The organism is Streptomyces sp. NBC_01092 (assembly GCF_045039535.1).
In the GTDB taxonomy this organism is placed as follows: domain Bacteria; phylum Actinomycetota; class Actinomycetes; order Streptomycetales; family Streptomycetaceae; genus Streptomyces.
In genome coordinates this window covers 4,771,401-4,783,391 of the sequence record NZ_CP108659.1, presented here as the reverse complement: position 1 = coordinate 4,783,391, position 11,991 = coordinate 4,771,401, and the positions used below count along the sequence as shown (strand labels likewise).

Sequence of the window (11,991 nt, the reverse complement as noted above, 5' to 3'; positions counted from 1 at the left end):
TCGATGTGAACGTCTCTAACATAGCAGCCGATGTTAGAATCGGTAACATGGATGACGGGAAGAAGGGGCGGCAGGTGACACGGGCGACGTACCACCACGGCGCATTGCGGCAGGCGCTGATCGACGGGGCCCGGGAGATCCTTGCCGAGCGCGGGCACGAGCAGTTCAGTCTCAACGAGGTCGCACGCCGGGCCGGTGTCAGCACCGCCGCGCCCTACCGCCACTTCAGCGGCAAGGACGAGCTGTTGGCCGCGGTGGCCGACCAGGGTTACGCCACCCTGCACGAGCGCCTCGCGCAGACGGCGGCGGACACGGCCGACCCGCGTGAGCAGCTGCTGCGGCTGGGCGGGGCGTATGTGCGCTTCGCGCACGACCACCCCGACCTGTTCGTCACCATGTTCCGCAGTCAGCCGGGCGCCGACCCGGTCGGTCACGACTCCTTCGAGGTGCTCCTCGGGGCGGTCGTCGGCGCCCAGGCGGTCGCCCTCATTCCGGTGAAGCCGTCACCGGAGTTGATGGCCAGGTCCATCTGGGCCACCCTGCACGGCCTCGCGGTGCTCGGCCTGCGCCGACCCCACCAGAGGTTCGGCATGGACGAAGCTCCCGAAGACCTCGCCAACAGCACCCTGTCGGCGATGTTCGGGCTGTAGCCGGATGGCCCGCGAAGGTTCTCAGGCGGAGCCCGCGCCGAGGACGCTGTCGACATAGGCCGCGAGCGAGGCGCGCAGGCCGTCGGATGTCATCTTCCCGTCGTCGATCAGGTGTGCCACGAGGTCGGCGCGGACGGTGGCCAGCAGCGCGTGCGCGGCGAAGTCCGCGTCGTGGACGCCGGGCACCTGATCCAGCGACGCACGCAGCATCCCGTGCCACCAGCCGTAGTGCTCGGCCTGGTAGGGGCTGCTGAGCCCGACGTCCTCCGCGGCCGTCATGAGGTTCCGGTTCTCGATCTTGAAGCGCAGCGAGGCGTCGAGGAGGTCCAGCACCTGCTGCCGCGGTGAGTGCTCGGCCCCGTCCTGCACCTCTCGCACGGCTTGCTGCAGAGGTTCGAGGCGGGAGGCGATCACGGCACCGATCAGTCCGGCGCGGTCGCCGAAGCGCCGGAAGAGGGTGCCCTTGCCCACGCCCGCGGCCGCCGCGATGTCGTCCATCGACACACTGCGGGGGCTGCTGCTGGCGGCGAAAAGGGCGTCGGCAGCGGCCAGGACGGCTTCTCGGTTGCGCAGGGCATCCGCGCGCTCAGTGCGCTGGGCCACAGGTCCTCCTCGGTCATCGGCCTTTCCCGGCCCCCGGGATGATATTCGGCCGCTTCAGGTGAGCGGCGCGTCAGATCGTGTCGTCGAGCCAGTCGAAGATCCGCGCGACCGCCAGCCGGATGGCGCCCGGGTGACAGTGGGCGTCGCCGCCTTCCTCCTCGGTGAAGCTCAGCAGCGTCCTGGGAGCGGTGAGGTGCCGGTAGAGCTCGCGCGGATCGGATTCCCCGGCGGCGGAGTAGTACAGGTCGTCGGTCGCCTCGCACACCAGCACCGGGCAGGTGATCTTCTTCGCGCTGCCGTCGCCGAAGGTGTAGCGGGCGTACTCCGCGAGGAACTCCCGGTCGGTCTTCGACCTGGTGACGTAGCGGCCGTGGTCGAAGGCCCAGCGCAGGATCGGGTTCCGTGCGCGGGCGTCGGCGAGCATGCGGTCCAGTTCCTCGTCGTGCTCGGCGACCGCGCGCCGGACGGCTTCCTCGTGCGGCAGCGGAAGGTGCGCGGTCAGGGCGGAGACCGCGTCGAAGACACCGTCGAGGGCGACGACGGCGGCCAGGCGCGGCTCGTAGGCGGCCGCGCGGGGGGCGAGGTAGCCGCCGAGACTGACGCCGAGCAGCGCGATGCGGGCCGGATCGACGCCCGGGTCCTGGGTGAGGAAGTCCAGGACAGGACCGACCACGTTCTCCCAGTCCGGCCGGAACACCAACCCGTCGCGATGGATGGCGGCGGGCTGTCCGGGGCCGTCGAACGTGAGGACGTGGTAGCCGCGTTCCTGCCCGCCGAGCGCGCCGAAGAAGTGCAGTTCCTCGGCGGCGCCGTCGAATCCGTTGTGCATCACCAGCGTCGGCCGCGGGTCCGTGCCGCTGCCCGCCGCGCGGTAGAAGTAGCCGTGCAGCACGGTGTTCTCGTACGGGATCTCCACGGGCGTGATGTCGGGGAGAGGGGCGATGGCGTCGCGGAAGCAGGCGACGCCGCGTGCGTAGGCGTGGTCGATCCGCGGGTCGTCGGGGTCGCCGTGGAGGAAGAACTCGGCCGCCCGGTAGTAGGTGGAGGCCCGCAGAAGTCCGTCGCGCGCACTGACGGGGTGGGCCGCGCGCGCCTCGGACTCCAGGCGCTCGGCGGTGGACAGCCAGGCGTCGTGCCAGCCGTCGTAGTCGCCGGAAGTGACGCGGGAGGCGGTGGCGATGACCTCGCCGACGTCCGAGCCCCCGTACGCCGCGAGGCCCAGGTTGCGCAGGGTCTCGAACCAGAACGCCGGATCGTCCTGGAACATCAGCTGTTTCATTTGACCTCCCGTTCGACGAAGGCCCGGAGCGTGCCCGGGGGCCGGCCGGTGAGGCGCTCGACGGTGTCCGTGGTGCGGTCCTCGGCCCCGCCCGCGATGGCGCGGTCCAGGCCGGCCAGCATGCCGGCGAAGTCGAGCGGGATCTCGGCGGCCCAGCGGTCGCGCAGTTCCTCGAAGGTCAGGTGCTTGTGCACGACGGACCGGCCGGTCACCTCGGAGATGGTCGCCGCGACATCGCCGTAGCTCAGCGTCTGCGGCCCGGTCAGGATCAGGTCCGTGTGGGGAGCCTTCTCGTCGGTCAGGGCGCGTACGGCGACGGCGGCGATGTCGTCGGCGTCGATGAATCCGACACGGCCGTCTCCCGAGGCCGTCAGGATGGCGCCGTCCTCGCGGATGCTGCGCGCGTGGGGGGTGGAGCCGGTGAAGTTCTGCATGAACCAGGAGGGCCGCAGCACCGCCCACTCCTCGAACAGGCCGGGCAGCTCCTCGTGGACCTGGCCCACCGCCGGACCGCCCGCGGGGATCGCGGACGAGCTGAGCAGCACCGCGCGACGCATGCCCGCCGCAACTGCCTTGCGCAGGAAGGGCAGCATGACCGCGGCCGGGTCGGAGGAGCCGATGGGCGGGATGAGGTAGGCACGGTCGACGCCGGTCAGAGCCTCGTCCCAGGTCGCGGGCTCGTTCCAGTCGAAGCGGACGGCCTGCGCACCCTCCACCGGGGTGGCGCTCCGGCCGGCCGCCTTCACGCGGTGGCCCTTCTCGGTCAAACCGGCGGTGACACGGCGGCCGGTGGTGCCGGTGGCCCCGATGACCAGGGTGGCGCTGGGGGTGTTCATCAGTTCGCTCCTGCGAAGTCGGCACCGGGCTCGGACACGGCGAGGGGGTTCCAGTAGTCGCGGTAGGAGGTGATGAGCCCGTCCTTGACGGTGACCACGGCGATGTAGGTCATGTCGAAGGGGCTGTCGGTCTCCACCAGGCGGCCGACCCCGCGCATCTCCACCACGATCGTCTCGGGGTCGGTGGTCTGATGGATCTTCACGTCGGGGAAGTCGTGCAGGTCGACGTGGTCGGGGTAGTGGCGCATGTAGTCGGCGACCGCGGCCTTGCCTTCGAGGCGCGGGGGCCAGCCCTTGGGTGCGAAGGGGAATTCGAGGACGCCGCTGTCGTCCCACAGGTCCACCCAGCCGGGGATGTCCTTCTGGAGCAGCAGTTGCAGACCGTGGCGGTACAGCTCTGCGGGTGTCACGGGGGTCGGCATGATCAAGGCTTCCGTTCTGCTCGAAGTCGCAGTGGTCCCGGCCCGCCGGTCAGGACGGGCAGGGCCGCCCAATGGAAACGGACCGACGGTCCGCATGGCGTGAACCATACGGACTGTCGGTCCGCTTAGCAAGAGGGCGGCGCACCCGGCCCGTGAACTCAGTCCTTCGTGCGCGTCCCCACGGTGTCCTCCACCTCACCCGCCGGCGCCGGCACCGCGGCCGCCGCGGCTCCGTCGTCGTCGGTGTTGATGCGCTCGATGACCGCGAGCCGCTCCGGGGTGTCCTCGGGCTTCGCGTAGCCGATGAGGATGTACAGGACGAGCGAGACCGCCAGCGGGATGGAGACCTGGTACTGCAGCGGTACCCCGCCCTCGATGGCCCAGCTGATCGGGTAGTTGACCAGCCAGAAGGCGAGCAGGCCCATCGACCAGCTGGTGAGCGCGGCCGTCGGGCCGGACCGGCGGAACGGGCGCAGCAGGCCCAGCATCATCGGGATGGCGATCGGGCCCATGAGACCGGCGACCCACTTGATCACGACGGTGATGATGTCCTTGAAGGTGGGGGAGTTGACCTGGGTCGCCACGGCCATCGACAGGCCGAGGAAGACGACCGTGGTCACCCGTGCCGCGACCAGGCCGGACCGCTCGCTCCATGCCCGTGCCTGCTTCGACAGCACCGGCGCCACGTCCCGGGTGAACACGGCCGCGATCGCGTTGGCGTCGGAGGAGCACATGGCCATCGTGTGCGAGAAGAATCCGACGATGACCAGGCCCAACAGGCCGTGCGGCAGCAGCTGTTCGGTCATCAGGCCGTACGAGTCGGAGCCGTCCGCCTTCTGCGACTCGACCAGCAGCGGCGACATCCACATCGGGAAGAACAGCACCACCGGCCAGACCAGCCACAGGATCGCCGAGAGGCGTGCCGAGCGCTCGGCCTCGCGCGGGGTGGCCGTGGCCATGTAGCGCTGGGCCTGGTTGAGCATGCCGCCGTTGTACTCGAAGAGCTTGATGAAGAGGAACGCGAGCAGGAAGACCGTGCCGTACGGCCCGACCAGCGGCTCACCGTGGCCCTGCAGCTCCGGCCGGTCCCAGGCGTCGAGGAAGCCGATGCCCTTGTCGTTCAGCTCCATGATCACCGCGACGAACATCGCGACACCGGCCAGCAACTGGATGACGAACTGGCCGAGTTCGGTGAGCGCGTCGGCCCACAGGCCGCCGATCGTGCAGTAGATGGCGGTGATGCAACCGGTGATGAGGATGCCCTGGTTCAGCGACACACCCGTGAACACCGACAACAGGGTGGCGATCGCGGCCCACTTCGCGCCCACGTCCACGATCTTCAGCAGCATGCCGGACCAGGCCAGCGCCTGCTGGGTCTTCAGGTCGTAGCGGTTCTTCAGGTACTCCAGCGGCGAGGCCACATGGAGCCGTGAGCGCAGCCGGTTGATGCGCGGCGCGAACAGCTTCGAGCCGATGGCGATGCCCAGCGCGATGGGGAAGGACCAGGTGACGAAGGACGTGACGCCGTACGTGTAGGCGATGCCCGCGTACCCGGTGAACATCACCGCGCTGTATCCGGACATGTGATGCGAGATGCCGGACAGCCACCACGGCATCTTGCCGCCCGCGGTGAAGAAGTCGCTGACGTTGTCCACTCGCTTGTGCGACCAGACTCCGATCGCCACCATCACGCCGAAGTAGCCGATGAGCACGGCCCAGTCGAGACTGTTCATGAGACCCCTTCCCCGGGTTCCGTCCTGTGAACGGCTTGCCCATGGTGGGTAGGGTGCCGCGGGCACGACAAGCTCACGTCAGGTCAACAGAAGGTAAAATTGTTCTGAGTGATGACCTGTGTTCACACACATGAACATCCCAAAGCGTGCCTCAGCGCATCAACTCCCCCGCATTCACCAACAGCGACTGCCCCGTGATCGCTCGCGCCAGATCCGACGCGAGGAACACCGCGGCGTTCGCGACATCCCCGTCCGTGGCCAGTTCCGGAAGCGCCATCCGCTCCGTCAGCCGCTTCAGTACGTCCTCCTCCGCCGCGCCCTCCGTATGCGCCGTGAACTGGACGAACGCCTGCACCGGCGGCCCCCACATCCAGCCCGGCAGCACGGTGTTGACCCGGATCCGAAGCGGCCCGAGCTCCCGGGCCAGGGAGTACATGGCGCTGGTGAGGGCGCCCTTGGACGCGGCGTAGGCCGCCTGCCGCACCTGGGAGGGGGCCGCCACGGAGGACTGGGTGCCGATGAACACCACCGAGCCCCCGCCCTCCTTCAGCGCCGGCAGACAGGCCCGCGTCATCCGCAGCGACCCCAGCAGGTTCACGTCGATCACCGACTGCCAGGTGGCGAAGTCCGCGTCCTCGATGCCGCCGAAGTAGGAGTCCCAGGCGGCGACATGGACCACCCCGTCGATCCCCCCGAACCGCTCGCGCGCCAGCGCGGCGAGCTCCTCGCACTGTCCCTCGTCGGTGATGTCGGTCGCCCGGTACGCCGTGTGCGCCCCGTCGGGATCGATCTCGGCCGCGCTCTTCGCCAGGTTCGCCTCCGTACGCGCCCCGAGCACGGCGTTCCCGCCGTCCCGTACGACCGCCGCGGCGACCTGGTGACCGAGCCCCGCGCCGACTCCCGATACGACGACGGTCTTGCCCGCGAGCAGTGACATTCCGCTGCCTCCCGACTCTGGCGCAATATCTGACGGAGCGTCAGAGTATGGGCGAGCCGAGGAAAGGGGAACCGCATGAGCGAGGACACCCGTAGCGAGACGTACGCCGAACTGGCCGCCGTCGGCCCGTACGGAGTCCACCCGGGCCACGCCCTGATCACCATGGTCGAACCGCACCCGGGCCATGAGTACGCCTACAACCGCTGGTACGAGGACGACCACTACTACGCCGGCGCGATGGCGATGCCCTGGATGTACGCGGGCCGCCGCTGGGTGGCGACCAGGGACCTGCAACTCCTGCGCTACCCGGAGAAGTCGGCCGTCGCCCAGCCGGTCACCGCCGGCTGCTACATCTCCACGTACTGGATCACCGCCGGCCGCTACGCCGACCACATGCGATGGACGGTGTCCATCAACAAGCGCCTGAACCGCGACGCCCGCGTCTACCAGGACCGCACCCACGTCTTCACGGCCTTCCAGGACCTCGAGACGACCGTGTACCGCGACGGCGCGGCCGGCCCCCGCGACTTCCACGCCCTGGACCACCCCTACGCGGGCCTGGTGGTGCAGGTCATCGACGCCGAGTCACCGGAGCGGCGCACCGAACTGCTGGAGTGGCTGCGCGCCCGTCACCTCCCCAAGCGCCTGACGGGTTCCCCGGCCGCCATGGTGACGATCTTCCGGCCCACGCCGCTTCCCCTCGACCGGATGTCGTACGTCAAGCAGGTCGAGGGGGTGGACACGCGGCTGACCCTGCTGTGGTTCCTGGAGGCGGATCCGAGGGAGTGCTGGGAGGACCGCTTCACGGGCCTGGACGCGGTGGTGGAGGAAGCAGGGCTGGGGCGGGTGGAACTCGTCGCGCCCTTCATCCCCACGGTGCCCGGCACGGACCGGTATGTGGCCGGCCTGCGCTGATCAACGCGGGCCGGTCAGCGCAGCTCCTCCGGACACGCCGTCCCGCGCGAGAACGTGTACGGCGCCGCGAGCCGGTACTCGCCCGCCCGCGGAGCGACCAGCATCGTCCACTTGTCGCCCATCGCGTCCTCCTCCGTCTCCATCAGACAGCCGTTGACGTTGTCGTACGACTTCGGCTCGCCGTCGGGACGGTTCTTGGACGCCTCCGTCTCCTGCGGCGGATCGAGCTTCTTGCCGTCCGCGTCGACGAGGCCCAACCAGGGCGAATAGGGGATCCGGATGAGGACATGCCCCGGCTTGCTGACCCGCATCGTCATCTCGCCCTGCTCGGCACGCTCGACGACGGCGTTCGGCTCGGCGAGCGGCGCCGGGTCGGTCACCTGGAACAGCTGCCAGTTCGCGTCGCCCCACACCTGCGTCAGATACGGCATGCCGCGCTGCACCAGCTCCCGCTCGCGCTCCGCCGCCGAGGGGTCCGGCTCGTCCTTGGGCAGCACCACGAAGTGCACGGCCCAGCGCTTGAGCCACTCGCGATAGTTCGCGGAGTTGAGGGTGTCGTCGTAGAAGAGGGGGTTGCGCTCCATGTCGGCCTGGCGGTTCCAGCCGCGGGCCAGGTTCACGTACGGCGCGAGCGCGGAGGCCTCGCGGTGGGAGCGGGCCGGCACGACCTCCACCCGGCCCTTCTCGGCGCCGACCTCCTGGAGCTCGTTGACGAGCGGCGCCAGCTCGCGTGCCCAGGACGCGGCCGGGGCGGCGTGGATGATGTCGTCGACGGTCTTGTAGCCGATCCAGCCGGCGAAGGTGACCAGCGCCAGCACGCCCGCGTACCACTTGCGCGAGCGCGGCACCGTGTAGGGCAGCGCGGCCACCAGGGCCGTCCCCGCGAACAGCATCGCCAGCCGCGTGATGTTGGAGCCGATCTGCGAGCTGACCACCCAGACCAGGACGACCGAGAGTCCGTAGACGGCGGACACCAGCCGGACCGTCTTCCACTCCGCGGGCACGATCACGAAGGTCACGACGGCACACAGCAGCGGCAGGAGCACCGAGCCGATCACCATCGGCTGGGTGCCGGAGAACGGGAACAGCCAGGCCGAAACGGCCACGACCGCGGTCGGCGCGATCCCCAGCGCCCAGGCGCCCGGCCGCCGCTTCTGCAGGAACAGCGCCACCGCCACGAAGCCCACGAACAGCCCGGCGACCGGCGACGACATGGTGGCGAGCGCGGCCAGCGGGGCCGCGCACAGCGCCTTCGCCCAGCGTTTGTAGCGCCAGCGGTACGGCCAGCAGAAGACGACGGCGAGAGCGCCCAGCGCGAACATCGTGCCCAGGCCGAAGGTCACCCGCCCGGAGATCGCGTTGGCGATCAGCCCGAAGACCCCGGCGAGCGCGGCCCACAGCGGGTTCTTCACCGACCGGCTGCGGATGAGTACCAGCGTCAGCAGGCCCGCGGAGATGGTCCCCGCGATCATCATCGTCGTACGGACACCGAGGACCGACATCAGATACGGCGAGACCACGCTGTACGACACCGGGTGCATACCGCCGTACCAGGCCAGGTTGTAGGCCGAGTCCGGGTGCCGGCCGACGAACTCGGCCCAGGCGTCCTGAGCCGCGAGATCGCCGCCGCTGTTCGCGAACGTGAAGAACCAGATGATGTGGAGCAGCCCGGCCAGGGTCGTGATCGACAGCACCGGGTGACGCAGCAGACGCTCACGCAGGGTGGCGACGGCGGCGGTCAGACGGGACGGGGGTCTGTCCTGCGCGGGGCTACGGCTCTCTCCCGAGCGTGGCGCGGGTACGCGTATTCGCGGACCGGCTCCCCGTCCCGGATCGGCGTCGTCGGCGCGTGTCGGCTCCGCTGTGGCCACGTCTGAGGCACTCCCCGTGCTGTCCCGTCTTCTGTTCTGGCCGCGTCCCGTTTCCCGCGCGTTGTCGGCTCAGACCCTGAAGGTTCTCCGGCCGCGCCTTGTGAGCGACGGCCTGCCCGTTTCGTGACGCTAGCACGCAGCCCGCCGACGAGCGCCGTCGGCGGGCTGCGAGGGGGTACCTTCCGATGCCCCGGGGTCAGCCGATACGGGTCAGCTTGTCCGCGAAGCCCGGCTCGGTCAGCTCGGTCTGGAGGGCGACCGGGACCTTGACCGCGCCGTTGCTGCCGTCGCCCACGGTGAGCGTGCCCACCTTGGTGCCGGCCTTCGCGGTGTGCGGCACCTCGTCGGGCGCGAAGGTCAGCTTCACCTTCAGGCCCGACCAGCCGACCGCCGTGACGTCCTTGGTGGCGACGACCGCGGTGCGGTTGCCGAGGCCGTCGTCGACGTATCCGACGACGTCGCCCTTCTTCAGGATCGTCGCCGACTCCAGCGCGCCCTGGGCGGCGCGGATGAGCTGGTCACCGCCGTCCAGCGCGGCGCTGAGGATGGTGTTCTCCGGGCCGCCGGCGGGCTGGCGGACGACCGCGCCGACGATGGTGCGGGTCTCGCCGCCGATCTCCTTCTTCGCGGCGAACACGAGGTTGCCGAGGGCGGAGGTGGTGGTGCCGGTCTTGATACCGACGACGTCGTTCTTGCCGACCAGCTGGTTCCAGTTGGAGTGGTTCGTCCCCTTGTAGTCGTCGTACGACATCATCGCGGCGACCTCGCGGAAGGCGGGCTCCTCCATCGCGGCCTTGGCCAGCTTCACCTGGTCCACGGCGGTGCTGACGGTGGTGTCGTTCAGGCCGGAGGGGTCGGTGTACGTCGTGTTCGTCATGCCGAGCTTCTCGGCGGCGGCGTTCATCTTCGCCACGAAGGCCTTCTCGGAGCCGGCGTCCCAACGGGCCAGCAGGCGGGCCACGTTGTTCGCGGATGCGATCAGGATGCTCTCCAGGGCCTCGCGCTGGGAGATCTCGTCGCCCGTGGTGACGTTGACGGTGGATTCCTGGCCCGCGTTCGACTGGTCCTCGGCGGCCTGGTCGATCTTGATGTTCGGGCCCTCCTCGCCGCTGCCCAGCTTGCGGTCCTTGAGGATGACGTACGCCGTCATGACCTTGGCGACGCTGGCGATCGGGACGGGCTTCTGGTCGCCGGAGGAGCCGAAGGTGCCGATGCCGTCGACGTCCAGGGCGGCCTGGCCGTCGGCGGGCCACGGGATGTCGATCTTGCCGCCGTCGAAGGTGTAGGAGTCCTTGGCCGTGAGGTCGAGGGTGGGGGCCGGGACCGGGCGCACGGACTGGACGACCGCGAAGACGATCGCGAGCAGGATCACCAGGGGCGTCCAGATCTTGACCCGCCGGATGGCTGTCCGCACCGGGGTGTCCGGGGGCGGCGGGGTGTTCGTCAGCTCGGCGAGCAGGTCGAGCGGGGGCCTGGGGGGCAGCGGCTGCTGGGTCGTGCGCTCGGGGCCGACCTGGGGGACGGCGGCGGTGACGTCCGGGGTGACCGGGGGCTTGGGGGTCTCCGGGGCGCTCGGCGTGCTCGGCGTGCTCGGCGTGCTCGGCGTGCTCGGGGGCTTGGGGGCGTCCGTGCGGATGTCCGGCTTGAGCGCGACGAACTTGCTGGTGCGCTCGGAGGGGGTCTCGGCCTCGGCCTCGGGCTGGGGGGCCTTCAGCATGGTGGTGGGCTGGTCTACGTGCGGCTTCGTGGGGCGTACGGCCTTGAAGATGGCGGTCGGCTGATCGACGGCCTCGGCCTCGGCTTCGCCCTCGGCCTCGGTGTTCCCACCCGCACCACCCGTGCGGCTCTCGTCGCCGGGTGCGGGTGGCCCCTGAGGGTCGTCCTCGCCGTCGGCGGGTGCGGGTGCGGGTGCGGGTGCGGCTGTGTCGGCTTCGTCCGTGTCGGCGGGCTTGGCGTCCGCGGCTTCGTCGGCGGGCTTGGCGTCCGCGGCTTCGTCGGCCGGCTCGGCGACCTCGGCTTCGTCGGCCGGCTCGGCGACCGCGGCCTCGTCGGCCGGTTCAGTGGCTTCCGTCGCGTCGGTTGTCGTGGCCCCGGTGGAGTCCTCCGAGGTGGCGTCAGCGGCCTCGTCGGCGTCGGCGGTGGCCTCGGGTGTCTCAGGGGCCTCAGAGGCCTCAGGAGCCTCAGAGGGCTCATCCGTGGCGCCCTCGGCGGGCTCGGCGTCGTCCTTGGCGTCCTCGCCGTCCGTGGAAGCCACCCAGGCCGCCACGGCTGCCTTCAGCCGATCGTCGTTCGACGCGGGCTCGGCGTCACCCGAGCCCTCGCCCTTGTCCGCGTCCTGGGTGTCCTCGGCTGCCGCCGGCTCGGCCCGTACGGACTCCAGCTCGCGGCGGGACAGGACTTGGGTTGCCGTGTCCACCGTGCTTCGGGATGTCTTGGTCTCCCGGGCCACCGCGAGGCGCGGGTCGCGCTTCTCGGCGCCCCCCTCGGGTTCGGGCCTGGATTCGGGAACCGGAATCGCGCTCCCCGACGTCGATTCTGCCGACGACTCGCGCTGCTTGGACCTGTCGGGGGACTCGCCCGCCACCGATGCCTCCTCCATGTGCCGCCGCCCGGACACAGTGTCCGCACGACCCCGTGCCGCTGTCCGAACCATGTACCAGTGTCCTGTGCGCGGCGCTCTGCTGACGCGGTAGACGAGAACGACATACCTACCGGTTCCCTCACGAACCGGTCACGCACTCTCGA

General features: G+C 70.2%; 10 protein-coding genes. 2 read left to right on the top strand and 8 right to left on the bottom strand.

All coding sequences use genetic code 11. The annotated features are described in order from the left end of the window. The first annotated feature begins 47 nt into the window (after nucleotides 1-47). Nucleotides 48-650: a TetR/AcrR family transcriptional regulator gene (locus tag OG254_RS21390; protein WP_405584071.1), complete on the top strand. Its 603-nt coding sequence runs from the start codon at nucleotides 48-50 to the stop codon at nucleotides 648-650. Nucleotides 651-671: 21 nt separating this feature from the next. On the opposite strand, the gene OG254_RS21385 is transcribed toward OG254_RS21390, so the two are convergent. From OG254_RS21385 to OG254_RS21360, 6 genes are all read right to left on the bottom strand, one after another. Continuing rightward, the gene (locus OG254_RS21385) at nucleotides 672-1,253 is read right to left on the bottom strand and encodes a TetR/AcrR family transcriptional regulator (protein WP_405584068.1); all 582 of its coding nucleotides are present in this window, start codon (nucleotides 1,251-1,253) and stop codon (nucleotides 672-674) included. A gap of 70 nt (nucleotides 1,254-1,323) precedes the next feature. Beyond that, a complete protein-coding gene (locus tag OG254_RS21380; protein WP_405584065.1) occupies nucleotides 1,324-2,532 on the bottom strand; it encodes an alpha/beta hydrolase family protein in 1,209 nt (402 codons plus the stop codon). After that, the gene (locus tag OG254_RS21375) at nucleotides 2,529-3,368 is read right to left on the bottom strand and encodes an NmrA family NAD(P)-binding protein (protein ID WP_405584063.1); all 840 of its coding nucleotides are present in this window, start codon (nucleotides 3,366-3,368) and stop codon (nucleotides 2,529-2,531) included. The genes OG254_RS21380 and OG254_RS21375 overlap by 4 nt, the downstream gene beginning before the upstream one ends. Continuing rightward, nucleotides 3,368-3,790 (bottom strand): nuclear transport factor 2 family protein, encoded by a 423-nt coding sequence (locus OG254_RS21370; protein WP_405584060.1) that lies wholly within the window; start codon nucleotides 3,788-3,790, stop codon nucleotides 3,368-3,370. Before OG254_RS21370 ends, OG254_RS21375 begins: the two co-directional genes overlap by 1 nt. A 158-nt stretch (nucleotides 3,791-3,948) precedes the next feature. Continuing rightward, nucleotides 3,949-5,523 carry a sodium:solute symporter family protein gene (locus OG254_RS21365; RefSeq protein WP_405584057.1) on the bottom strand — a complete coding sequence of 525 codons (1,575 nt, stop codon included), beginning with the start codon at nucleotides 5,521-5,523 and terminating at the stop codon, nucleotides 3,949-3,951. Nucleotides 5,524-5,674: 151 nt separating this feature from the next. Beyond that, the gene (locus OG254_RS21360; RefSeq protein ID WP_405584054.1) at nucleotides 5,675-6,460 is read right to left on the bottom strand and encodes an SDR family oxidoreductase; all 786 of its coding nucleotides are present in this window, start codon (nucleotides 6,458-6,460) and stop codon (nucleotides 5,675-5,677) included. Nucleotides 6,461-6,535: 75 nt separating this feature from the next. On the opposite strand from OG254_RS21360, the gene OG254_RS21355 reads away from it, so the two are divergent. Continuing rightward, complete coding sequence (locus OG254_RS21355; RefSeq protein WP_405584051.1) at nucleotides 6,536-7,375, top strand: hypothetical protein; 840 nt, start codon at nucleotides 6,536-6,538, stop codon at nucleotides 7,373-7,375. Between the two features lie 14 nt (nucleotides 7,376-7,389). Here the strand turns inward: OG254_RS21355 and OG254_RS21350 are convergent, their stop codons facing one another. Beyond that, entirely contained in the window at nucleotides 7,390-9,246 is a 1,857-nt protein-coding gene (locus OG254_RS21350; RefSeq protein WP_405584048.1) for an MFS transporter, read from the bottom strand. 196 nt (nucleotides 9,247-9,442) lie between these two features. Further along, nucleotides 9,443-11,830 (bottom strand): serine hydrolase, encoded by a 2,388-nt coding sequence (locus tag OG254_RS21345; RefSeq protein WP_405584045.1) that lies wholly within the window; start codon nucleotides 11,828-11,830, stop codon nucleotides 9,443-9,445. Between the last annotated feature and the right edge of the window lie 161 nt (nucleotides 11,831-11,991).

Bases quoted from the DNA above. Each gene is read 5' to 3' on its own strand.
- OG254_RS21390 (WP_405584071.1), top strand. From the start codon at position 48: ATGGATGACGGGAAGAAGGGGCGGCAGGTGACACGGGCGACGTACCAC.
- OG254_RS21380 (WP_405584065.1), bottom strand. From the start codon at position 2,532: ATGAAACAGCTGATGTTCCAGGACGATCCGGCGTTCTGGTTCGAGACC.
- OG254_RS21375 (WP_405584063.1), bottom strand. From the start codon at position 3,368: ATGAACACCCCCAGCGCCACCCTGGTCATCGGGGCCACCGGCACCACC.
- OG254_RS21370 (WP_405584060.1), bottom strand. From the start codon at position 3,790: ATGCCGACCCCCGTGACACCCGCAGAGCTGTACCGCCACGGTCTGCAA.
- OG254_RS21365 (WP_405584057.1), bottom strand. From the start codon at position 5,523: ATGAACAGTCTCGACTGGGCCGTGCTCATCGGCTACTTCGGCGTGATG.
- OG254_RS21360 (WP_405584054.1), bottom strand. From the start codon at position 6,460: ATGTCACTGCTCGCGGGCAAGACCGTCGTCGTATCGGGAGTCGGCGCG.
- OG254_RS21355 (WP_405584051.1), top strand. From the start codon at position 6,536: ATGAGCGAGGACACCCGTAGCGAGACGTACGCCGAACTGGCCGCCGTC.